This window comes from Nocardia transvalensis, from assembly GCF_015477765.1.
Lineage (GTDB): Bacteria > Actinomycetota > Actinomycetes > Mycobacteriales > Mycobacteriaceae > Nocardia > Nocardia transvalensis_A.
On record NZ_JADLQQ010000017.1, the window covers coordinates 1 to 20,843 of the forward strand.

General features: G+C 65.9%; 21 protein-coding genes and 1 pseudogene. 14 read left to right on the plus strand and 8 right to left on the minus strand.

Annotated features, from left to right (window positions below):
* Window positions 1-313 precede the first annotated feature (313 nt).
* The 3 genes from IU452_RS35780 to IU452_RS35790 all read left to right on the plus strand — a co-directional run bounded on the left by IU452_RS35780 (window position 314) and on the right by IU452_RS35790 (window position 3,655).
* The gene (locus IU452_RS35780; protein ID WP_195113701.1) at window positions 314-1,573 is read left to right on the plus strand and encodes an AAA family ATPase; all 1,260 of its coding nucleotides are present in this window, start codon (window positions 314-316) and stop codon (window positions 1,571-1,573) included.
* Window positions 1,574-1,657: 84 nt separating this feature from the next.
* Window positions 1,658-2,095 carry a Fur family transcriptional regulator gene (locus IU452_RS35785; RefSeq protein WP_195113702.1) on the plus strand — a complete coding sequence of 146 codons (438 nt, stop codon included), beginning with the start codon at window positions 1,658-1,660 and terminating at the stop codon, window positions 2,093-2,095.
* Window positions 2,096-2,182: 87 nt separating this feature from the next.
* A complete protein-coding gene (locus IU452_RS35790) occupies window positions 2,183-3,655 on the plus strand; it encodes a catalase (protein WP_195113703.1) in 1,473 nt (490 codons plus the stop codon).
* Window positions 3,656-3,726: 71 nt separating this feature from the next.
* On the opposite strand, the gene IU452_RS35795 is transcribed toward IU452_RS35790, so the two are convergent.
* Complete coding sequence (locus tag IU452_RS35795) at window positions 3,727-4,467, minus strand: TetR/AcrR family transcriptional regulator (protein WP_195113704.1); 741 nt, start codon at window positions 4,465-4,467, stop codon at window positions 3,727-3,729.
* A gap of 154 nt (window positions 4,468-4,621) precedes the next feature.
* On the opposite strand from IU452_RS35795, the gene IU452_RS35800 reads away from it, so the two are divergent.
* Entirely contained in the window at window positions 4,622-6,142 is a 1,521-nt protein-coding gene (locus IU452_RS35800) for an MFS transporter (protein WP_195113705.1), read from the plus strand.
* Window positions 6,143-6,196: 54 nt separating this feature from the next.
* Here the strand turns inward: IU452_RS35800 and IU452_RS35805 are convergent, their stop codons facing one another.
* The 3 genes and pseudogenes from IU452_RS35805 to IU452_RS35815 form a co-directional block, all read right to left on the minus strand.
* The gene (locus IU452_RS35805; protein WP_228819331.1) at window positions 6,197-6,631 is read right to left on the minus strand and encodes a hypothetical protein; all 435 of its coding nucleotides are present in this window, start codon (window positions 6,629-6,631) and stop codon (window positions 6,197-6,199) included.
* A gap of 466 nt (window positions 6,632-7,097) precedes the next feature.
* Window positions 7,098-7,727, minus strand: a complete 630-nt coding sequence (locus IU452_RS35810) for a LutC/YkgG family protein (RefSeq protein ID WP_195113706.1) — start codon at window positions 7,725-7,727, stop codon at window positions 7,098-7,100.
* 227 nt (window positions 7,728-7,954) lie between these two features.
* A pseudogene (locus IU452_RS35815) lies at window positions 7,955-9,142 on the minus strand (transcription termination factor Rho, short form); the annotation flags it as partial.
* A gap of 725 nt (window positions 9,143-9,867) precedes the next feature.
* Here IU452_RS35815 and IU452_RS35820 point away from each other — a divergent pair.
* Window positions 9,868-10,899 carry a tellurite resistance/C4-dicarboxylate transporter family protein gene (locus IU452_RS35820; RefSeq protein ID WP_195113708.1) on the plus strand — a complete coding sequence of 344 codons (1,032 nt, stop codon included), beginning with the start codon at window positions 9,868-9,870 and terminating at the stop codon, window positions 10,897-10,899.
* Here IU452_RS35820 and IU452_RS35825 read toward each other — a convergent pair.
* Complete coding sequence (locus IU452_RS35825; protein WP_195113709.1) at window positions 10,880-12,532, minus strand: GMC family oxidoreductase; 1,653 nt, start codon at window positions 12,530-12,532, stop codon at window positions 10,880-10,882. The genes IU452_RS35820 and IU452_RS35825 overlap by 20 nt on opposite strands.
* Before the next feature lie 243 nt (window positions 12,533-12,775).
* Between IU452_RS35825 and IU452_RS35830 the strand changes: the two genes are divergently transcribed.
* Both IU452_RS35830 and IU452_RS35835 read left to right on the plus strand, forming a co-directional pair.
* Entirely contained in the window at window positions 12,776-14,017 is a 1,242-nt protein-coding gene (locus tag IU452_RS35830) for a cytochrome P450 (protein WP_324193017.1), read from the plus strand.
* A gap of 61 nt (window positions 14,018-14,078) precedes the next feature.
* Window positions 14,079-14,564 carry a glutathione peroxidase gene (locus tag IU452_RS35835; RefSeq protein WP_195113711.1) on the plus strand — a complete coding sequence of 162 codons (486 nt, stop codon included), beginning with the start codon at window positions 14,079-14,081 and terminating at the stop codon, window positions 14,562-14,564.
* Here IU452_RS35835 and IU452_RS35840 read toward each other — a convergent pair.
* On the minus strand, window positions 14,561-15,910 hold the full coding sequence (locus IU452_RS35840) for a cytochrome P450 (protein WP_195113712.1): 1,350 nt from the start codon (window positions 15,908-15,910) through the stop codon (window positions 14,561-14,563). The two genes, IU452_RS35835 and IU452_RS35840, sit on opposite strands and share 4 nt — an antisense overlap.
* Before the next feature lie 285 nt (window positions 15,911-16,195).
* On the opposite strand from IU452_RS35840, the gene IU452_RS35845 reads away from it, so the two are divergent.
* On the plus strand, window positions 16,196-16,618 hold the full coding sequence (locus tag IU452_RS35845) for a nuclear transport factor 2 family protein (protein ID WP_195113713.1): 423 nt from the start codon (window positions 16,196-16,198) through the stop codon (window positions 16,616-16,618).
* 2 nt (window positions 16,619-16,620) lie between these two features.
* Here the strand turns inward: IU452_RS35845 and IU452_RS35850 are convergent, their stop codons facing one another.
* Window positions 16,621-16,860 (minus strand): hypothetical protein, encoded by a 240-nt coding sequence (locus tag IU452_RS35850; RefSeq protein WP_195113714.1) that lies wholly within the window; start codon window positions 16,858-16,860, stop codon window positions 16,621-16,623.
* Between the two features lies 1 nt (window position 16,861).
* Window positions 16,862-17,005 carry a hypothetical protein gene (locus IU452_RS35855; RefSeq protein ID WP_228819332.1) on the minus strand — a complete coding sequence of 48 codons (144 nt, stop codon included), beginning with the start codon at window positions 17,003-17,005 and terminating at the stop codon, window positions 16,862-16,864.
* 155 nt (window positions 17,006-17,160) lie between these two features.
* Between IU452_RS35855 and IU452_RS35860 the strand changes: the two genes are divergently transcribed.
* The 6 genes from IU452_RS35860 (at window position 17,161) to IU452_RS35885 (ending at window position 20,842) form a co-directional block, all read left to right on the plus strand.
* The gene (locus IU452_RS35860) at window positions 17,161-18,186 is read left to right on the plus strand and encodes a helix-turn-helix transcriptional regulator (protein WP_324193018.1); all 1,026 of its coding nucleotides are present in this window, start codon (window positions 17,161-17,163) and stop codon (window positions 18,184-18,186) included.
* The gene (locus IU452_RS35865; protein WP_195113716.1) at window positions 18,183-18,389 is read left to right on the plus strand and encodes a DUF397 domain-containing protein; all 207 of its coding nucleotides are present in this window, start codon (window positions 18,183-18,185) and stop codon (window positions 18,387-18,389) included. Before IU452_RS35860 ends, IU452_RS35865 begins: the two co-directional genes overlap by 4 nt.
* A 182-nt stretch (window positions 18,390-18,571) precedes the next feature.
* A complete protein-coding gene (locus tag IU452_RS35870; RefSeq protein ID WP_195113717.1) occupies window positions 18,572-18,892 on the plus strand; it encodes a type VII secretion target in 321 nt (106 codons plus the stop codon).
* The gene (locus IU452_RS35875) at window positions 18,889-19,614 is read left to right on the plus strand and encodes a WXG100 family type VII secretion target (RefSeq protein ID WP_195113718.1); all 726 of its coding nucleotides are present in this window, start codon (window positions 18,889-18,891) and stop codon (window positions 19,612-19,614) included. Before IU452_RS35870 ends, IU452_RS35875 begins: the two co-directional genes overlap by 4 nt.
* Window positions 19,615-19,619: 5 nt before the next feature.
* Window positions 19,620-20,117, plus strand: coding sequence for a hypothetical protein (locus tag IU452_RS35880; protein WP_195113719.1), 498 nt, complete (start codon window positions 19,620-19,622; stop codon window positions 20,115-20,117).
* 29 nt (window positions 20,118-20,146) lie between these two features.
* Window positions 20,147-20,842: a hypothetical protein gene (locus IU452_RS35885; RefSeq protein WP_195113720.1), complete on the plus strand. Its 696-nt coding sequence runs from the start codon at window positions 20,147-20,149 to the stop codon at window positions 20,840-20,842.
* Window position 20,843: the final 1 nt, after the last annotated feature.

The window sequence follows — 20,843 nt, forward strand, 5'->3', positions numbered from 1 at the left end:
CAGTCGCTCACCTGGCGCTCGACACCGGCCGCATCTCCGGCGTCATCTTCGGAGATTCGGGCATAGATTCCAGCTAGTCGCTCTACCTGCATGGTTACCCATGCTACGGAGAACATTTCGAGTGGTCGCTCGTAGCGACGAAGGGTGCGGCCCGGGGCTGTCCCGGCGTCGGCAGTGTGGATCAACGCCCTGCGCCGCGGAATCTATTCCGCCACCGGCCATGTGATGTGCACAACTCGCGGAATCGGCTGGTTCGCCATCGGTGCCACCGCCTAGCATGCGGGGAACGATGTGCTGTGCGAGGGGGGAGACGATGACCGACGATCCGGTCCTGACCGAAATGCTCACCATGGTCGACCGCAACCCGGGTCTCCTGCCGCTGCGGGTACGCCTGATCGAGTTGCTGGCCGAGCGTGGCCGCTACTCCGACGCGCTCGCCCACTGCGCGACGGCGCTCGGACAACATCCGGGCAGTCCGGAGGTCCTGGCGCTGCTGCAGCAGTGCACGACAGCGCTGGCCGCGGGCGCGCCGGCGGGCCCCGCACCCGCCGCGCCCCCGCCCGATCCGCAGCCGCCGGAGGAGCAGCCGCGGCCGGGCTTCGACTGGGCCGCCGCCGAACGCGAGATGGGCGACATCATCGCCCCCGCCTTCATCGACGAGGGCCGGGCGACCGCGTACGCCGAGGGCGACGTGGGCCTGATCGAACGGCCGAAGGTGGCCCTCGCCGATGTCGGCGGCATGGAGAACGTCAAGCATCAGCTCGAGCTGTCGCTGCTGGGCCCGCTGCGCAATCCGGAACTGGCCCGGGCCTTCGGCACCAGCGCCCGCGGTGGCCTGCTGCTGTACGGGCCGCCCGGTTGCGGCAAGACGTTCATCGCCGCCGCGGTCGCGGGAGAGCTGGGCGCCAACTTCTATCCGATCGAGATCGCCGACATCCTCGACATCCACATCGGTGCCAGCGAACGCAATCTGCACCAGATCTTCGAGGTCGCGCGGCAGAACACGCCCTGTGTGCTGTTCATCGACGAGGTGGACGCGCTGGGACACAAGCGCAGCCGGATGTCGGGTTCGGCGGCGATGCGCACGGTGGTGAATCAGCTGCTCACCGAGATGGATTCGGCCACGGGCGACAACGAGGGCGTCTACATCCTCGGCGCCACCAACCATCCCTGGGATATCGACATCGCGCTGCGCCGGCCCGGCCGGTTCGACCGGATGATCCTGGTGACACTGCCGGACGCCGACGCACGCAGGGCGATCCTGCGACACCACCTGAAGGACCGCCCCATCGCCGGGATCGATCTGGGCAGGATCGCCAAGCGCACCGACGGCTTCTCCGGCGCCGACCTGGCCCACATCGCCACCTCCGCCACCCAGCTGGCGATGGCCGATTCGATCCGCACCGGCACCGTGCGCCCGGTCGGCATGGCCGATATCGAGACCGCCCTGGCCGGGATCAAGCCCAGCACCGGCGCATGGTTCGAGTCCGCCCGCAATGTCGTGGAGTTCGCCAACGCCGACGGCGCCTACGACGAGCTGGCCGCCTACATGCGCACCAAGAAGTTCCGCTGAGCCCGCGGGTGCCCGTGAGCTCGGGCACAAACATTACGATCGGTCTTTTCTTGACTTATTCCAGAAAAGGAGGAGACTGGGGTCATGCACACCGAAGGCTTCGATCCGCGCGAGCGACTGCGCGCGGCCGGTCTGCGGGTTACCGCCCCGCGGGTCGCGGTGCTGGATGCTGTTGTGGAACAACCGCATTCGGACGCCGATCGAGTGGCCGCCACGGTCCGCGGGCAGTTGGGTTCGGTATCTACACAGGCCGTCTACGACGTGCTGCGCGCCTGTGTGAATGCCGGACTGCTCCGGAGGATCGAACCCGCCGGTTCGGCCGCGCTGTACGAGGCCCGCACCGGCGACAACCATCACCACCTGGTGTGCAGGAACTGCGGCACGGTCGTCGACGTGGACTGTGCCGTGGGCCAGGCTCCCTGCCTCGATCCGTCGGATGCGCACGGCTTCGCGATCGATGAGGCCGAGGTCGTCTATTGGGGGCTGTGCCCAGACTGCCGTCGGACGCTCGACAACTCCTGACGGTCGATATCCCATCCCACCCGGGCAGCCCATACCCGGGTCCCGGCCGCGAGCCCGCCGGGATTGCTGAGCCCAAGGAGGCGACGAATGACCAAGCCGACCACCACCAATACCGGCACCCCGGTCGCCAGCGACAACGAATCGCTGACCGCGGGCACCGAGGGCCCGATCCTGCTGCACGACCACTACCTGATCGAGAAGCTCGCCCAGTTCAACCGGGAGCGGGTGCCCGAGCGCATCGTGCACGCCAAGGGCGCCGGCGCGTACGGCGAATTGGTCGTCACCAACGACGTGAGCCGCTACACCAAGGCCAAGCTGTTCCAGCCGGGCGCGCGCACCGAGTCGCTGGTGCGGTTCTCCACCGTCGCCGGTGAGCAGGGCAGCCCCGACACCTGGCGCGATCCGCGCGGCTTCGCGGTGAAGTTCTACACCGAGGACGGCAACTACGACCTCGTCGGCAACAACACGCCGGTCTTCTTCATCAAGGATCCGATCAAGTTTCCCGACTTCATTCGCTCGCAGAAGCGCTTGCCGGGCAACGGACTTCGCGACCACAACATGCAGTGGGACTTCTGGACGCTGCGCCCGGAGACCGCGCATCAGGTGACCTGGCTGATGGGCGACCGCGGCATCCCGAAGACCTACCGCCATATGAACGGCTACGGGTCGCACACCTACCAGTGGGTCAACGCCCAGGGCGAGCGGTTCTGGGTGAAGTATCACTTCCGGACCGATCAGGGCCACCAGTTCCTGACCCAGGCCGAGGCGGATCGCATCGCCGGAGCGGACGCCGACTACCACCGCCGGGATCTGTTGGACGCCATCGAACGCGGCGACTACCCGAGCTGGACCCTGTACGTGCAGGTGATGCCGGTCGCCGAGGCGGCGACCTACCGGTTCAACCCCTTCGATCTGACCAAGGTGTGGTCGAAGAAGGACTACCCGCTGATCGAGGTCGGCCGCTGGACGCTCAACCGCAACCCGCGGAACTACTTCGTCGAGATCGAGCAGGCCGCCTTCGAGCCCTCGAATGTCGTTCCGGGCATTGGCTTCTCGCCGGACAAGATGCTGCTGGGCCGGGTGTTCGCCTACGCCGACGCGCACCGCTACCGGATCGGCACCAACTATGCACAGCTGCCGCCGAACCGGGCCCGCGCCGCGGAGGTGAACACCTACTCCAAGGAGGGCGCGATGCGGTACGACTTCAACGCGCCCGACGTGCCGGTGTACGCGCCGAACTCCTACGGCGGCCCGCACGCCGATCCGTCGAAGGCTCCCGACGAGGCGACGTGGGGCGGCTTCGAGCCGGAGATGGTGCGCGCGGGCTACATTCAGCATCCGGAGGACAGCGACTGGGCCCAGCCCGGCACCCTGGTCCGCGAGGTCCTCGACGACGAGCAGCGCGACCGCCTGGTGGGCAATGTCGTCGGCCACGTGCTGGGCGGCGTGCAGGAGCCGGTGCTGAGCCGGGTGTTCGAGTACTGGAAGAACATCGACCCGGAGATCGGCAAGCGCATCGAGGAGGGTGTGCGCTCGGCCCTCAACGGAAACGGTAAGTAGATTCGAGATACAAAGGCCCGCACCGATTTCCGGTGCGGGCCTTTTGTGTTGTCAGCCGGAATCCCTGCGGATCAACGCTTTTCGGCGGTGCGCAGGCGCAACTCCAGGCCGTCCATGATCAGGCCGATTTCGCGGTCGAAGGCCTCGTCGCGAAATTGTGCCGAATCCCTGCCGCGGTACTCGACGTGGCGCTTGTGCATACGCGGGTAGGGCCGAGCGGCCTCCTCGGCCGCGGCCATGAATTGGTCTACCCATTCCTGCTCGCTGAGGCCGCTGCGCGCGGCGGTCATCAGGATCGTCGCCTCGCTTCCGGCGGTGCCGACCGCGTGGGAGAAGAGCGCGTTGGCGGCCAGGTCAACAGTGTCGTCGTCGAATCCTGCGGATTCGAGGATCTCCAGCATCGACTCGGACAGGCGCATCATGTTGGGCCCCAGCATGTTCAGCGCCGAGGTGCTCATCACCACTGTCATCCACGGGTGCCGCAAGATGGTCTCGCGCACGCCGTGCAACCCGATGAGCACCGTGTCCCGCCAGTTCTGTGGGTCCGGGTCCGGAATCGGCACGTCGCCCAGCACCTTGTCGACGGCCAGCTCGATCAGCTCTTCCTTGTTGGCCACATGGGTGTACAGCGAGGTGGCTCCGGCGTTGAGCTTGGTGCCGAGCCGACGCATGCTCAACGCGTCGAGGCCCTCGGTATCCAGTAGTTCGATCGCCTCGGCCACGATCAAGTCCCGGCTCAGCGCCGGAGTCTCCCGCCGTTGTCGCTGCGGACGGGACCACACCGTGGATATGCCCTGCGTCTTCGCGGCCATCGCGACTCCTCTCCTGTTCGAGGTCCAGCATAGCGCACTTGGCGCACAGTGTTCGGTATCGCGAACAACGTTTCTATTGCGCACGCTGTGCGATAACCGTACGGTGTTCGGCAAGCCCGCACGGTGTGCGGAACGGAGATTCGAAAGGCTTCCCATGGACAAGATCGAAACCGGGGTCGCGCGCAATCCGCGCCGCTGGCTGATCCTGATAGTGCTGTGCCTCAGCTCGTTGGTGCTGGTGATCGACAACATGGTGCTGACCGTGGCGATCCCGCAGATCGCGACCGATCTGCAGGCCGACGCTCAACAGGTGCCATGGATCATCGACTCGTATCTGCTGGTGTTCGCCGGGCTGCTGCTCACCTCGGGCAGCCTCTCCGACCGATTCGGCCGGCGGCTGGTGATGGTGATCGGCCTGGTGTTGTTCGGGGCGGCGTCCTTGCTGGCGGCGTATGCGAACAGTCCGGAAATGCTCATCGCCGGGCGCGTCGTGATGGGCATCGGCGGTGTGCTGATCATGCCGAGCACGCTGTCGATCCTGATCACCGTGTTCGACGATGCCGAGCGGCCCAAGGCGATCGCCTCATGGAGTGCGGTGGCCACCGTCGGCATGGTCGGCGGTCCGGTGCTCGGCGGTGTGCTGCTCGACCACTTCTGGTGGGGTTCGGTGTTCGTGCTGAACGTGCCGGTCGTGGTGATCGCGGTCATCGCCGCCATGACGTTGATGCCGGAGTCCAAGGGGCCGTGGCGCAAGCCCGATTACCTCGGCACCCTGCTGTCGGTCGTGGGTGTCACGGCACTGGTGTGGGCCATCATCTCGGTGCCGATGCACGGCTGGACCGACTCGACCACCCTGGCCGGTGCCGCTGTCGCAGTAATCGCCCTGGGCGGCTTCGTGATTCGGGAACTCAGCACCGACTCGCCGATGGTTCCGCTGCAGCTGTTCCGCAATCGGGTCTTCACCGGTTCCAGCTTCTCGCTGGTCCTGGTGACCTTCGCCAACGGTGGTCTGGTGCTGGTGCTCACCCAGTATCTGCAGTTCGTGCTCGGTTACTCGCCGATGCGCACGGCCCTGGCCTTCACGCCTATGGCGGTGACGCTGCTGGCCTTCAACGCCCTGGGGGCAACCCTGATGGGCAAGGTCGGGGCGCGTGCCGTCGCCATCGTCGGCCTGGTGGTCGTGGCCGCCGGTTTCGGGGTCCTGGCCGTGCTCGACGCGGGCACCGGCTTCTGGTTGCCCGCCCTGGCCATGGCGCTGCTGGGCGCCGGAGCCGGTCTGGCCATGCCCGCCGCGATCGCCACCCTGATGAGCGCCGTGCCGGGCGAGCACGCCGGTGTCGGCTCGGCGCTCAACGACACCTTGCAGCAGACCGGCGGCGCGCTGGGAGTGGCGGTGCTCGGCGCGATCCTCGCGGGCACCTACACCGACGAGATGCCGGACGGGGTAACACGGGCCGCCCGGGAGTCCATCGCGGGCGCATTCGGCACCGGCGATGCCGGAATCATCGCCGCGGCTCGCGAGGCCTTCACCTCCGGCATGTCGGCGGCCTTCGCGGTCGGCGCGGCAGGTGCCCTCGTCGCATCGGTGGTGGCCTTCCTGCTGATGCGCAATGCCGAACCGGTTTCGGCCGAGCAGGATTCGTCCGACACCGACGAATTGATCGAGGTGCGCTGAGTTTCGCCGAGTCGGTGTGCCCCGGCCCCGAAACGGGCCGGGGCACAGCCGTATTCACCAACTGCGACGAGCCCGCAGCGCCGCGATGCCGATCGCGAGGTCGGCCACGATCTCGAAAATTGCTGCGAACCAGGAGAATCCGGTGACGCGAGCCGAGGCCGGGGGATTGATGAAGCTGTCGCTGAGTGGGCCGAACCAGTCCGGAAGCAGATGGACGACGATGAATCCGGCGGCACTGGCGAAACCGACCGCGATGGCCGCCTGCGGAGCCCATCGGTGATGAACGAAGATCAGCACGATGGTGGCGATCGCCAGCACGGCCTGGATGGCGCCGAGCGTCATGACCAGCATCGAGATGGTGTTCATGCCGCGCCGCAGATGGTCGGCGCCGTGGACGGCGAGCGCGACCGCGAACACCACGGCGACCGATTGCAGCACAGTGGCGGTGGAGAGGGAGGATTGGCGCGGCTGCGCTGTCGAGTCGACCATGGCAACTCCGATCGAGTGCGATTGCCATTACTACTACATAGTGTAGTACGAGTCGCCCGACAGCGCGTCGTTTTACAGCAGGCCCCACCAATAAAGCAGGCAGGCCAATACGAAGACGACTACGGTGTCCATGGTCGCTCCCACTCTCCTTGACGCCGTTACCACCATCATTCCTCGAGATGGCGCGCCGCGCCGAAGACCAAGATCACAGCGTCACAACGGCCACGCCCCACCCGCCGGATGTGATCCTGCCGCCCCCTCTCGCGGCAGGAGCACGACCGGTGAGGCGGGTGTGGCCCGCCACCCCTCGTCGACGAGCCACACCCTTGTCCCACCCCCGGTGGTGGGCTTCCGGTGCCTTGTGGGGCAACCGGTGCGAGAGAAACGATGCCGGGGCGGGCTTGCCAGGGGCTTAAAGAGCCCTTGTGATCGCCGAAGGTGCAGGTAGGAACAGGTTTACGGACGTTCACTCGACGATGACGACGACCAGGCGGCGCGGGCCCTGCCCGGTCGGCACCGGGACGGCGTCGGTGTCGGCGGTGGCCGTCGGGCCGCGGAACCAGGTGATGGGCCGCTGCGGATCCAGCTTGTCGAGGACGTCCGGAAGGGTGGCGTCGATCTGTTCGGCGCGCACGATGCAGATGTGGCAACCGGCGGCCAGGGTCGCGGCACGGCCCTGGCCGGGTCCGCCGTCCAGGACGATGGTGGCGGAGTCGGCGACCGCGCCGGCACAGCCGGTGACCACGGCGTCGGGTTCGTCGGCCGCCACCAGGGGGTGATCGGTGACCACTCGATGCCCGTCGGATTCGGCCCAGGCGGTGAGCCATTCGAGGGGCAGGCCCTCCGGCGCCACCACCGAGTCGATGGCGTGGTCGTTCAATGCCTCGGTGACGATGGCCGGGATCTGCCTGGTGGACGCGCGGACCACGCGGGCACCGGATTCGCGCAGGCGTTCGGCAAACATTTCGACGATCGCGGGCCGATCTTCGGGCGCGTGACTGCGGTAGTGCCGCGGGAGCGTGACCGTGCGTTCGTCATCGGGCAGTGCCTTGAGGGCGTCGCGCACGCGGCGCAGCATCTCCTCCCGCGCAGTCATAGTTGCTTCTCGTTCGCGGCCGCTGCGGTGCGGGTTTTTGGCCTGCAATCACCGGATGGTTCGGTGCCTCCTCCGGTCCTGTTGTGCACCGGCAGTTCCACGAAAACCTCCAGATCGAGCCAGGTCGGCCCGGCCCACCCGGCGCCTTCCACGGACCCAGAGTATCGGGAAGAATCGGACACGGCCGTACCGGCCGGTTTACCAGGAAGTTTGCTGTCGCCACCGGGTCAGCGGGCGGCGGTGCGGATCTGGGTGAGGAATTCGGCGTTGGTCTCGGTCTGCCGCAGGCCGGTCAGCAGGAGTTCGATCGCGTGCTGCGGTTCGCGCCCGGCCAGGGTGCGGCGCAGCGACTGGATGGCGGTGAGTTCGCCGGGGGTCAGCAACAGGTCGTCGCGGCGGGTCCCGGATCGGTCGATGTCGACGGCCGGGAAGATGCGGCGATCGGCGACGTGGCGGTCGAGTTTCAGCTCCGCGTTACCGGTGCCCTTGTATTCCTCGAAGATCACCGTGTCGGCGACGGAACCGGTTTCGACCAGTGCGGAGGCGATGATGGTGAGCGATCCGCCGCCCTCGATATTGCGGGCGGCACCGAGGAATTTCTTCGGCGGGGCCAGCGCGGCGGCGTCCACACCGCCGGACAGCACGCGGCCGGATGCCGGGGTGGCCAGGTTGTAGGCGCGCGCCAGGCGGGTCAGCGAATCCAGCAGCACCACCACGTCGCGACCGGTTTCGACCAGGCGTTTGGCATGTTCGATCGCCAGCTCCGCGACCGCGACGTGCTCACGCGGCGGCCGGTCGAAGGTGGCGGCGGCGATATCGGCGGGCACCGCGCGGGACAGGTCGGTGACCTCCTCCGGGCGCTCACCGACCAGCACCAGCATCAGCTGGCATTCGGGATGGTTCTTGGCGATACCGTGCGCGATCGACTGCAGGACAGAGGTTTTGCCCGCCTTGGGCGGTGCGACGATCAGCGCGCGCTGTCCCTTACCGATAGGCATGACCAAATCGGTTGTGCGCGTGATCATCTCGTGCGGCTCGGTCTCCAGACGGAGACGATCCTGGGGATAGATGGGGATGAGTTTCTCGAAGTCCGGCCGTGACCGGGCCTGGTCGGGCGGCAACCCGTTGACGCTGTCGATGTGGACCAGCGGCGCCAGTTTGGCACCCTCGCGTTTCGGCCCGACAGTGCCGGTGACGGCATCGCCCCGCCGCAAGCCGAATTCGCGGATCAGGCGGTTCGGCACATGGGCGTCGCGCGGTCCGGGCAGATAGCCGTCGGTGCGCAGCGCCCCGCGATGCTCGGTGATGTCGAGGATTCCGCTCACCGGTGCGGTCGAGTCCACGGCGCTGCCGTCGGAACGAATTGTGTTGTGGGTCATGATATTTCTCCTGAATAACTGTTCATGGGTACGGCGAATGGCCGCGACTGCAGCAGAAGCTGCGGATGACGCCCCGGTCGTTCGCGGTGATTGCACTACCACCCGGACCACCGGGAAAATGAAGACCTTGTGGGCGGGACCAAGTCCACCTGCATCCACAAGCCGAAGACAACGCCTACGGTAGCGCCACCCTCTCCAACGCGCAACGCCCCACCTTTGTTCCAGCCGCACCCCTCGTCGGCATTAGCACCCGCTGTAGGGGGTGCAACAGGCAACAAGGGGTGCGCCTATGGGCCGGTCCGTTGCGCGCGTTGGGTGCAGGCGCGCAGTAGTGGTGTGTGGCTGCGCTGTGATGCCCCGCCGTAGTTCCCAGCCGCACCCTTTGTTGGTCTTCGCACCCCCTGCAACGGGTGCAAAGGGCAACAAGGAGTGCGGCTGTGGGTCGGGGGCGCCGAAGACCCGTGCGGTGGTGGCCTCGCTGCGAGGTGCACGGTTTGTGCGGGGTGCGCCTGCGGGCCGGTGCGAGGCGCGCGTTGAGTGGGGACGCGCAGTGGTGGTGTGTGGCTGGCGCTGTGATGCCGCGCCGTTGTCCCAGCCGCACCCTTTGCTGACGTTCGCACCCGTTGTAGAGGGTGCAAGTAGCAAGAAGGGGTGCGGCTGCGGGCGGGTGCGCCGAAGGCCAGTGCGGCGGTGGCCTCGGTGCGGGGTGCGGGGTGCGTCGTTGCGTGGGGGTGGGTGGGGGCGGTGCGAGACTGGCGCGTGTGGGCAGCAAATGGGTGGCGGCCGTGCAGAGGCTGAAGCCGGGGTGGTTTGCGGCGGTGATGGCGACGGGGATTGTGGCGCGGGCGGTGAGCGGGGCCGGGTGGGGGTGGGGTGGGGATGTGTTGCTGGGAGTGGAGATTGTTGCGTTCGCGGCGCTCGTTGTCGGGGCCCTGTTGCGCGTGGTGCTGTACTGGGGCAGCGTGGTTGCCGATGCGCGAAACCCCGCCACAGGGTTCACCTTTCTCACCTTCGTGGCTGCGGCGGCGGTGTTGTCGGCCGGTGCGGCCAAACATGGGTGGTCCACGGCGGCCCTGATCTTGCTTGCGGTGGCCGCGATGGCGTGGCTACCGCTGTGCTACCTAATCCCTGCGGCGCTGATGGTGCACCACGCTCCGCGCACGGCGGTGACCGGTGCCGACGGCACCTGGTTTCTGTGGGTGGTGGGCACCCAGTCCCTCGCGGTGGCCGCCACCGCACTGCCCGAACCGTGGGGACGACGGCTCGCCGTGCCGGCGCTGCTGTGCTGGTCGGTCGGCATCGTCTTGTACGGCGTGGTGGCGGCGCTGGTGCTCGGCACCCTGTTCGGAGGGCCGCTGACCGCCGCGAAACTCGTTCCGCCGTACTGGATCTTCATGGGCGCGACAGCCATCAGCGTCCTGGCGGCCGCGCAGCTGCTGGCCCACGACGCGACCACACTGATCACTCAACTGCGCCCGTTCATCGCGGGCGCCGCACTCACCCTGTGGGCCTTCGGCAGCTGGCTGATCCCGCTGCTGCTCGCCGCCGGAGTCTGGCGACATCTGATCCAGCACGTCACGCTGGACTACGAACCCGCCCTGTGGAGCATCGTCTTCCCCCTGGGCATGTACGGCGTGGGCACCAAGGAACTCGGCGGAGTCCTCGGCGAACACTGGATGGTCGCCTTCGGCCGCGACGAGGCCTGGATCGCCCTCGCCGCGTGGGCTGTCACCGCAATCATCCTGGTGCTCAGCGCATTCCGCCGCTCCCGCCTTACGACACCGCGCCCGTGATCAATTCGGCGCACTTCTCGCCGATCATGTAGCACGGCGCATTGGTGTTGCCGCCGGTGATGCTCGGCATGATCGAGGCATCGGCCACGCGCAGACCCTCGATGCCACGCACCCGCAGCTGCGGGTCCACCACGGCCCGCTCGTCCACGCCCATCCGGCAGGTGCCGACCGGATGATAAACCGAGTGCACGCGATTGGGGAGCTCGCGCCGCAGCGCGGTCTCGTCCCGGTAGGCAGGCCCCGGGGTGAACTCCTCGGTGACATCCCCGGCAATCGACTTGTCGGCCATGACTTCTCGAATCATCCGAATACCCTCGACCAGGAATTCGGTATCGGCCGGCTCGGACAGATAACCCGGATCGATCAGCGGCGCCTCGAGCGGATCGGCCGACGCCAGGCGCAGCTCACCGCGACTCTTCGGATAGATCAGAGTCGGGAAGATCGTCAGCCCCGCCCGCCGATCGACCATATGCAGTTTGTCCTCGTCCTGATTGGGCACCGGATAGTTCCACGGCAGAGTGTGAATCTGCATATCCGGAATTCCTTGGGCGAACGATGTTTTCACGAACCCGACCGCCTCGAACACGGTCCGCCCGAACCAGGAACTGCCCGGCCGCGCCAGCTCCCGCATGAGCCCGGCCGCGAAATGCGACGGAATACCCCGGTGCACAGCCTTTTTCGACAGAAAGGTCATCGGCACGAACAGGTGGTCGTGCAGGTTCTGGCCGACCGGAAGATCGGTGTGCACATCGATCCCCAGCTCCCGCAGCTGCCCGGCCGGACCGATCCCCGACAGCATGAGCAGCTGCGCCGAACCGATCACCCCGGCCGACACCACGACCTCTTTACCGGCACGAATGATGCGCCGCCCCGACTTCTCGATGATCTCCACACCCGTCGCCCGGCCGTTCTCCACCACGATGCGGGCCACGTGCGCACCGGTCACCACCCGCAGCCCCGAATTCGGCCGATTGGTGATGAAGCCACGAGAAGAGCTGTACCGCAACCCATCTCGCACACTCTGCTGGAAAATGCTGATGCCCTCCTGGGATTCACCGTTGTAATCGGCGATCTCGGGCACTCCGAGGGTATCTGCGGCCGCCTCCATGAACTGCTGGGCGATCGGGGTCAGCTCGCGCTGCCGGGTCACCTCGATCGGCCCACCCGCGCCGCGCAATTCGCTGGCCCCGCCCTCCCAGTTCTCCAGCCGCTTGTAAGCGGGCAGCACGTCGTCGTAGCCCCAGCCGGTGCAGCCCTCGGCGGCCCAGGAGTCGAAGTTGGCCCGGTTGCCCCGCACGAACAGCATCCCGTTGACCGAGCTGGAGCCGCCCAGCACCTTGCCGCGGGTCATCGGGATCAGCCGATCGTTGGCGTGCTTCTGCGGCACCGAGAACTGCTTCCAGGTGACCCGCTTCTTCAGCTGCGGCACCGTGTGCACCATCGTGATCATGCCGGGGACCGTCACCAGCCGGGTGTTGTCCTTGCGGCCCGCCTCGAGCAGGATGACGCTCGCGCCGTGCTCGACGAGCCGTCCCGCGACGGTGGCACCGGCGCTGCCTGCGCCGACGACGATGTAATCGGCCTCGGTGGCGGGCCCTTGCCCCGATGCAAAGGCGCGCGGAGAGTCGGTCATGTTCGGTTACCTCATCCTCGATCCGGTTCGTGCGGCAGGCGGCTGGGCTGGGGGCCGGAGGGCGCCCGGATTCACTGTAGAACAAGTTCTAAATTTTGTGCAGGTGTCAATACCAAGTGCCGCTGAGCGCTACTGCAACAGGTACTCGATTTTCCTGTAGCTACCTGCCTGTTCGTGATTCAATCGATGTAGAACTCGTTACATTTCTGCAGCGCCGCGACGATGCGGCCGCAAGGAGGAACCGTGTCTGTTCCAGCGGCAGCCGATCCCGGGATTCCGGCCGGATTCGACTTCAGCGACCCCGGCCTGTGGGCCACGCGAAGGCCGGTCGAGGAGTTCGCCGCCCTGCGCCGCACCGCCCCGGTGTGGTGGAACACCCAGACCGACGAGCAATCCGCACCCTTCTTCGACGGCGGCTACTGGGTGGTGAGCCGTCACGAGGACATCAAGGAGATCTCCCGGCACCCGGAGCTGTACTCCTCCCAACGCAAGGGCGCGATCATCCGGCTGCCCGGCGACACCACGCCCGAACAACTGGAGCTCACCGGCGCGATCCTGGTGAATATGGACCCGCCCAAGCACACCAAGATCCGCCGCATCATCTCCAAGGGCTTCACACCGCGGGCGGTCGAGAGCCTGCGGGCCGCCCTGACCGACCGCGCGGAACGAATCGTGCACGCCGCCAAGAAATCCGGCGGCGGCGACTTCGTCCAGCAGGTGGCGTGCGAGCTGCCGCTGCAGGCGATCGCCGAATTGATCGGCGTGCCACAGGAAGACAGGTTCAAGCTGTTCGCCTGGTCCAACGAGATGCTCAGCTACCACGACCCCGAGTACGGCGACTCCAACGCCGCCACCGCCGAAATCCTCGGCTACGCCTGGAATATGGCCGAGCAGCGGCGTGCCGATCCGCTCGGCGATATTGTCAGCCAGCTCGTCACCGCCGATATCGATGGCGAGGCGCTGGGTTCGGACGAGTTCGGCTTCTTCGTGATCCTGCTGACCGTCGCGGGCAACGAGACCACCCGCAACGCCATCACCCACGGCATGAAGGCCTTCGTCGATCATCCCGAGCAGTGGGAGCTGTTCCGTGAGCAGCGCCCGCGCACCGCCGCGGACGAGATCGTGCGGTGGGCCACACCGGTGACGGTGTTCCAGCGCACCGCGACCGAGGACGTCGAACTGGGCGGGCAGCATATCGGGGCCGGTCAACGGCTCGGAATGTTCTACAGTTCGGCCAACTTCGACGAGACCGCCTTCGACGAGCCGTTCACCTTCGACATCCTGCGCGATCCGAATCCGCACCTGGGATTCGGCGGCACCGGCCCGCACTACTGCGTAGGGGCGAATCTGGCGCGGCTGGAGATCGACCTGATGTTCAACGCGATCGCCGAAACCATGCCCCACCTGCGGCAAGTCGCCGAGCCGGAGCGCCTGCGGTCGGGCTGGATCCACGGCATCAAACACTGGCAGGTCGCCTATTCGTGACCAGCTTCCCGGACATTCGTACAGGGGCGTCGGAGAGGCGGACGCCCTATCATCGGGCCTTGTGACTATTCGTGACATTCCCGTGCGGACCCTCTCCGACGAACCCACCACCCTGGGCGACCTGATCGGCGACAAGGCGGCGCTGGTGGTCAACGTGGCCTCCAAGTGCGGCCTCACGCCGCAGTACACCGGTTTGGTGAAGTTGCAGCAGACCTACGGCCCGCGCGGATTCAGCGTGATCGGAGTGCCGTGCAATCAATTCATGGGCCAGGAGCCCGGCACCGCGGAGGAGATCGAGCAGTTCTGCTCGACCACCTACGGTGTGGACTTCCCGCTGCTGGAGAAGGTCGAGGTCAACGGCGAGGGCCGGCACCCGCTGTATGAGGAGCTGGTGCAGACCCCCGACGCCGAGGGCGCCGCCGGTGATATCCAGTGGAACTTCGAGAAGTTCCTGGTCGACCGCGACGGCAAGGTCGTCGCCCGCTTCCGTCCGCGCACCGAGCCCGAGGACCCGGCGGTCGTCTCCGCGATCGAGTCCGTCCTCTAACGTCGCCGCCGGTACCGCACCGCGCACGGCTGCTGCAATTGGACCACCATCTTGGAGTGGTCGTTGCGGTAGCTGTCGGACGGCTGCGCCATCTCGAATTCCCAGTCCCGCAACAGAATCGAGAAGATCGCCTTGAGCTGCATGAGCGCGAACGCCGCGCCGACGCAGCGGTGGCGGCCCGCGCCGAAGGGGATCCAGGTCCAGCGGTTGACCAGATCCTCCTGGCGGGGGTCGAGGTAACGACCCGGATCGAAGGCGTCGGGATCGGGAAAGTCCTCCGGCAGGCGATTGGACACCGCCGGGGTGGTGGCCACCAAGGCCCCCGGGGTAATGAGATTTCCGCACACCTCGAATTCGTCGCGGGCGACCCGCATGAGGATGATCAGCGGCGGATGCAGCCGTAGCGCCTCCTTCACCACCGACTCCAGCTGCGGAATCTGGCGCAGCGCATGGAAACTCACGTCCTTGCCGTCGGCGTAGAGCTCATCCAGTTCCGCAACGACCCGGGCGAGAACGTCGGGGTGCCGGAGCAATTCGATCACCGTCCACGCCGCAGTGCCCGAGGTGGTGTGATGCCCGGCGAACATCATGGAGATGAAGATGCCGGTGATCTCACTGGCCGAGAAGCGCGGGGTGCCGTCCTCGTCGCGGATGGAGACCAGCACGTCGAGCATGTCCCGATCCTCTTTGCCCACAGGAGGATTCGCGAGCCTGCGATCCATGATGGCTTGCACCAGCCCGACCAGCTGAGCGCGGGCCTCGTCGCGACGGCGGAAGCTGTCGATGGGGGCGTACGGATCGACGTAACACAGGGCGTCGGTGCCGCGTTCGAGCTCGTGGTAGAGGTGCGCGAACCGTTCGTCGAGCTCGTTGCGGAACTTCACCCCGATCAGACAGGCCGAGGACGTGTAGATCGTCAGTTCGGCGAAGAATTCGAGCAGGTCGATCTCGCCCTCATCGCCCCACCGCGCCAACATCCGATCTACTTCGTGCGCAATGGTTTCCGCATGCCCGCGCATATGCTCCCCGCGCAGCGCCTGATTGTGCAGCATCTCCTTGCGGCGCTCCGGCGGAGCATCGAACACCACACCCTCACCGAAGATCGGCTTCATGAACGGGTAGGCCGCGCTCTGATCGAGCTCGGCATCGGAGGCGCGGAAGAAGAATTCGTTGGCCTCGGCCCCGGACAGCAGAATCACATCCTTGTCCGCCAACCGAAACGCCCCCACATCCCCGCATTCGGCACGCACCCGCCGCATCAGCCCGATGGGATCAGTGCGGAACTCCTCCAGATGCCCGTGCCCATGCTCGCCCCCGGAGACCTGCCGCGGCTTGACCAGAGTCATCGGAAATCCCTTCCGCAGTACCGCATCCATCCCAGATGGACACCTGTCTGGACGCTACTACAGCCACCAGCCCACGGCAAGAACTCCCTCGAGCGAGCACTGAGGCAGGTGGCCTCTCGGGCGATGCCAGCACAGTTGCTCGGTGAACGATCAATGGCGGGGGGCACCGTCATTGTCATGATCTTGCTGGAAATTGTCATCTGAGCCGCTGGTGGCTGCTTGATTGCTGAGTCACTATGGGTTCTCTGGATCGCCTTGGCTGGGTAGTTACGAACGGAGTGCGTGATGACGGCTGGGAGAACCGCGGGAGAAAAACCCCTCGAGTGGCGGTCGGTGCGGGATGCCGACGGATTCGTCGCCCTGTTCGCCGCGGACGCCGTGGCGGCGATACCGCTGCCGCTACCCGGTTTCCCGGTTGTCACGGCGGGGCGCGAGGAGCTGCGGCAGGCGATTGCGGAATCGGGTATCGATGCGATCGGACTTCCGGATCTGCGCGTGCTCCGGCGTCGGCGACTGGAATCTCCGAACCATTCGCTGATCTATGTCGAGGGCCATCTGGTCCTCCGCGCCGGCAACCGCACCTATCGAACCGACTACATGGCCACCGCCATGCTTCGCGGTGGCGAGATCTCCTGGCTCGCGCTGGATATCACCTCTCCCGAGGCGGCGGAGGACACCCAGGGAGCTGTGGCTTATCCGGTGTTCTGAATTCATTGGCAGGGATCCGATTGCGCGGCACGCTGTTCGGCGCACATGGGACAGTCGTCGGGTGAATCGTTGGGGTGCAGGTGGCCCATATCGATCAGTTGGGTCCAGCAGGCGCGCAACATGTCGCAGGTGTGCAGCGTGCAATCGGCGTGCAGGCCGCTGTTGATCTCCTGATGCATCTGGGCCGGTGGCATCGCGTGACCGGGGTAGGAGTGCAGCAGAGGATTGACCGCCGGTCCCATGTCAGTACCCCATGTGCGGGACGTCGGCGGGTACCAGCTTTCCGGCTTCGATGAGCCTGTTCTTGGCCTGCGCCTTGACCGGACAGGACGCTGCGGCGCAGTCCTGGTGTATCTGCATGATCGCGTGTGCATATTCAATTGTCATTACCGGCAATTTGCTGTGATCGGTCACGGGAAGGCCGTACATGCTGCAACCCCCTGGAGTAGGTGCGTGTTTGGTGAACCCGATAGCCGGGGCCGGAACCGTCGCAGGGGCACAGGGATTCGGTAAGAAGCGGTCGGAACTTCCCGGCTATCGGGGTGTTTCAAGTAGTACGCTCTCAGCGGGCGGTCTGGAAGATTTCCGAGCGTGGGTGGGTCGAGTTTCTTTCAAAATTCCAGACCGAGCAGCAATCCGATTCCATTTTGACATCGTCCGATAGCGAGGCTAAGGAAATGTCCCTTGATACACCGGGTTCCACGCTTCCACGCAGGATGTTGGGCCGCGCTCTGAAGCGGCTTCGTGAGGGGGCGGGCGTACCACCGAAAGTCGCGGCTCAGACCATCCGCGTGTCGGCGCAGACCCTCTGGCGCATCGAGACGGGACAGCGGGGGCCACAGCTGAAAGAGGTTTATGTGCAGGCGCTGTGCCAGTTGTACGGAGCTGCGTCGGAGGAAACCATGAACCTGGTCGGACTGGTGGAGCAAGCCGAGAAGACGAACTGGTGGCAACCGTATGAGGATGTCATTCCGGATGTCTTCGCTCTGTTCATCGGTCTCGAGGAGTTCGCCCGTGAACTGACCACTTTCCAGCACACGCTGATGCCGGGTCTGCTCCAGACCGTAGACTACCGACGTGCCGGAGTCTGGGCACTGCAACCGCAGGCCAGCCCGACCGAGGTCGAACGCAACGTGGAGTTGATGATGCGACGGCAGGCGCGGCTCCAGGAAGATCGAGAGAACTTCACTCTGCACGCTCTGCTGGGCGAGGCCGTCTTGCGCTACCCGGTCGGTGGTCCTGCCGTGATGGGACGTCAAGCCCGGCATCTGCTCGATGTGGGACAGTTGCCGAACGTGTCGATTCGAGTGGTGCCCATCAGCAGGGGGATGCATATCGGCCTGCAGATGGGAGGCTTTGTGCTGATGGAGTTTCCTGAGCATCCGAGCCCCTACCTTTCGGAGCCTCCGGTGGTCTACGTGGAGGGACACACGGGTGCGCTCTACCTGGAGCGAGAGTCGGAGATCCGGCAGTACCGTTATGGCCTTGCGGGCGTCCGTCGCGTGGCATTGGATGAGATTGATTCCAGGGAACTCATAACTCAGATCGCGAGGGAGTACGAAGGGTGAGCATCGACCTATCCGGGGCGCACTGGTTCAAGTCGAGCCGCAGTAAGGATGCTCATGCATGCGTGGAGGTCGCGCACCTGAGTGAGGGCATGGTCGGAGTAAGGGACTCAAAGGACCGGTCCGGCTCGGCTTTGGTCTTCGCACCGGCCGACTGGGACGCCTTCACGGCGAAGTTGGCCGACGGGGAGTTCGATCGCTCCTGAACGGCCATATCCGCACGAAACCGCCGGAACCCCAGGTACTTTGGCTACCTGGGGTTCCACCGTTCCATGGCACTGCTGCCATGATCTGCGCTGGGGATGGAACCGTCGCCCGGGTCGCCGCGTCCAATGAGACAGGAGGGAGTCTGGATCCGACGTAGAGCAGGGGAGCAGCGAGGAATCCGATGGCTGAAGAGTTTCGAGTCGAACCCGACGACCTGGACAAGCTCGCGGGAGCATTCCGCGACCTTGCCGGTCAAGCAGCGGCGGCGTCGGGACATGCGACGAAGTGGTTCGACGTCAGTGCCGCGGAGACAGGGATCTACGTAGAGGTGAAGCGGATCGTCGACCAGATGCGGCAGAACCTGGAGGACAACTACAACCATCTGCGGACCTTGGCCGAAAGCTCGGCGACAGAACTCGGCAAGGCAGCCCAGATGTACCGGACCACCGACCGCGCGTCGGCGGCACGGCTGGACGCCACCTACCCGGGGGTGCGGCGATGACGCGCCCCGAGGAGACGCTGACTGCGCCTCGGGCCGAGGACCCGATGCCGGGGGTCATCCCGTTCTTCGCGGGCGGTAATTTCATCTCGCCTGCCTACTACATCTCGACGATCGTCAAGGGAGTCATCGGATTCGACATCTTCGGGTGGGCCTCCGAGAAGGTGCAGGGTGATTGGGAAGCGGTACGCAAGGCCGCCGAGGCGGCGGGCAATCTGAGCCGGTTCAACTCCGCATTCGCGGACTCGGTGCAGGCGGGGTGGCGGAATACGGTCGAACAGTCCTGGCACGGTGAGGCGGCGGGCTCGGCTGGAGCCTATTTCAATCAGCTGGCCGCGACCCTCGACTTCCAGGTCCGTCCGCTCGAGGAGATCGAGCGACAGTTGACGAATATCAGCACCGGTATGCGGGAGTTGGCTCGGCTGGTCGGCGACATTCTCCAGGACATCGCCGACTGGGGCCTCCTGTTGGGTGCGTCGATGGCCGCCCAAGCGGTTCTGGCGGCGACTCTCGTCGGGGGACCGGCGGCCGCTGCGCAGGCTGCCATATCCGCGACCTACGTGGTCATGATCATCCAGAGGGTGGACGCTGCCATCACGTTGGTGACACGGACGTATAAGACCATCTACGGCGGGATCGGCGCTCTGAACGTGCTCTCGAGCCAGACCATGCCGGATAAGCTTCCGCCACTGCCGAATTCGGCCTACAACCACCCTGGAGCGTGATTCGCATGGCCCAACCGTCCGAATTCGTCTTCGATGTCGCACGGGGTGACCTGGGGGTGTCGCGCCAACTGCGGCAGTCGCTCCAGGTGATCAAATCCGCGACCACCGACCCGGCCCTGCGCAGGCAGCTCGATGACGTGCTCGCCGGTCGCACCGGTATGCGGGAGTTCGGAACATCGGATGCATTCGCCAGGATTCTGGATCGAGTGCCCAGGCAGCAGTTCGATCGGGTTTTCTCGATGCCCGAAGAAGAACGGGAGAGGCTGGCCGCCCAGGGCCGGGCCGAACTGGAACGGCTTCGCAACGAGTCGCCCGAGCAGACCGCCTCGATGACACCGCCGCCGGAACCGCCTCGGCCGGGGCCTGCTTCGCCGAGCCCTGCGGGCGGTCATGTCATTCGCGGCACGCGAAAACCCAACCGCGAGCAGTTGTTCATCCCCGACGAACCGGATGACGACGATCGGTACTTCCAGGAACGACGGCAGCGTGGGTGGCTGGAGTGATGACAAGATTCTTCGGCCACAAGTGCGAGGTGGTGGTGCCGGTGCACCAGCGCCTCGAGTTCGACGTGGATCTGGAGGCGGCGGCCGACCCGGACGAGGCCGTCGTACTCCGGTTGTCTCAGGCACTACCCGATGTCTGCAGTACGCACGGTCGGTCTGCGGTGGAGCGACGCACCAATGACATTCGGTTTCGCCGGACAAGGAAGGGGTGGAGGCAGCGGACAGTGGGTGGTGACCTCCGGTTTCTCCTGGTCGGCATGCTTCGGGCCGCGGCGCAGATGCGGCGCCTGGACGAAGGCGCTGAAACCTTGCTGGAAGGCGAATGGCCGGTGTGCTCGAAGTGCCTGCGGAATTATCGGTGGTTCAACGGGATTGGGCACACCATCGTGGTGGCGGGCTTCGTCCTGATGTTCCTGTTGTTCGCTACTTGGTCGATGGGGTACCGAATTGTCGCGTTGGGAGTTGCGTTCTTTCCTGGGTGGCTTCCGATTGGATTGTTCGGGGCCATGTTCGCGTACACCCGGGCGAGGACGTTCCTTCGTGTGAAGCAGATCGTCGACAGGACGGCGGTGGTGATCCGTGCCCACCCGGACTTCGCGGCCGCGGTACCACAGATGGCATTGTCGGATGGGTCGAAGCCACATGGCAGCGCGCGGGAGCGATTCCTCGACCGTCTACTGAGGAGGCATCCCGCGCCCGAGCCGGGCGGCGCCGTGGAGCTCTAAT

What these genes read in the sequence shown, in the direction of transcription:
- IU452_RS35780 (WP_195113701.1), top strand. Translation starts at nt 314, where the DNA reads ATGACCGACGATCCGGTCCTGACCGAAATGCTCACCATGGTCGACCGC.
- IU452_RS35785 (WP_195113702.1), top strand. Translation starts at nt 1,658, where the DNA reads ATGCACACCGAAGGCTTCGATCCGCGCGAGCGACTGCGCGCGGCCGGT.
- IU452_RS35790 (WP_195113703.1), top strand. Translation starts at nt 2,183, where the DNA reads ATGACCAAGCCGACCACCACCAATACCGGCACCCCGGTCGCCAGCGAC.
- IU452_RS35795 (WP_195113704.1), bottom strand. Translation starts at nt 4,467, where the DNA reads ATGGCCGCGAAGACGCAGGGCATATCCACGGTGTGGTCCCGTCCGCAG.
- IU452_RS35800 (WP_195113705.1), top strand. Translation starts at nt 4,622, where the DNA reads ATGGACAAGATCGAAACCGGGGTCGCGCGCAATCCGCGCCGCTGGCTG.
- IU452_RS35805 (WP_228819331.1), bottom strand. Translation starts at nt 6,631, where the DNA reads ATGGTCGACTCGACAGCGCAGCCGCGCCAATCCTCCCTCTCCACCGCC.
- IU452_RS35810 (WP_195113706.1), bottom strand. Translation starts at nt 7,727, where the DNA reads ATGACTGCGCGGGAGGAGATGCTGCGCCGCGTGCGCGACGCCCTCAAG.
- IU452_RS35825 (WP_195113709.1), bottom strand. Translation starts at nt 12,532, where the DNA reads ATGACCGACTCTCCGCGCGCCTTTGCATCGGGGCAAGGGCCCGCCACC.
- IU452_RS35840 (WP_195113712.1), bottom strand. Translation starts at nt 15,910, where the DNA reads ATGACTCTGGTCAAGCCGCGGCAGGTCTCCGGGGGCGAGCATGGGCAC.
- IU452_RS35845 (WP_195113713.1), top strand. Translation starts at nt 16,196, where the DNA reads ATGACGGCTGGGAGAACCGCGGGAGAAAAACCCCTCGAGTGGCGGTCG.
- IU452_RS35850 (WP_195113714.1), bottom strand. Translation starts at nt 16,860, where the DNA reads ATGGGACCGGCGGTCAATCCTCTGCTGCACTCCTACCCCGGTCACGCG.
- IU452_RS35855 (WP_228819332.1), bottom strand. Translation starts at nt 17,005, where the DNA reads ATGACAATTGAATATGCACACGCGATCATGCAGATACACCAGGACTGC.
- IU452_RS35870 (WP_195113717.1), top strand. Translation starts at nt 18,572, where the DNA reads ATGGCTGAAGAGTTTCGAGTCGAACCCGACGACCTGGACAAGCTCGCG.
- IU452_RS35875 (WP_195113718.1), top strand. Translation starts at nt 18,889, where the DNA reads ATGACGCGCCCCGAGGAGACGCTGACTGCGCCTCGGGCCGAGGACCCG.
- IU452_RS35880 (WP_195113719.1), top strand. Translation starts at nt 19,620, where the DNA reads ATGGCCCAACCGTCCGAATTCGTCTTCGATGTCGCACGGGGTGACCTG.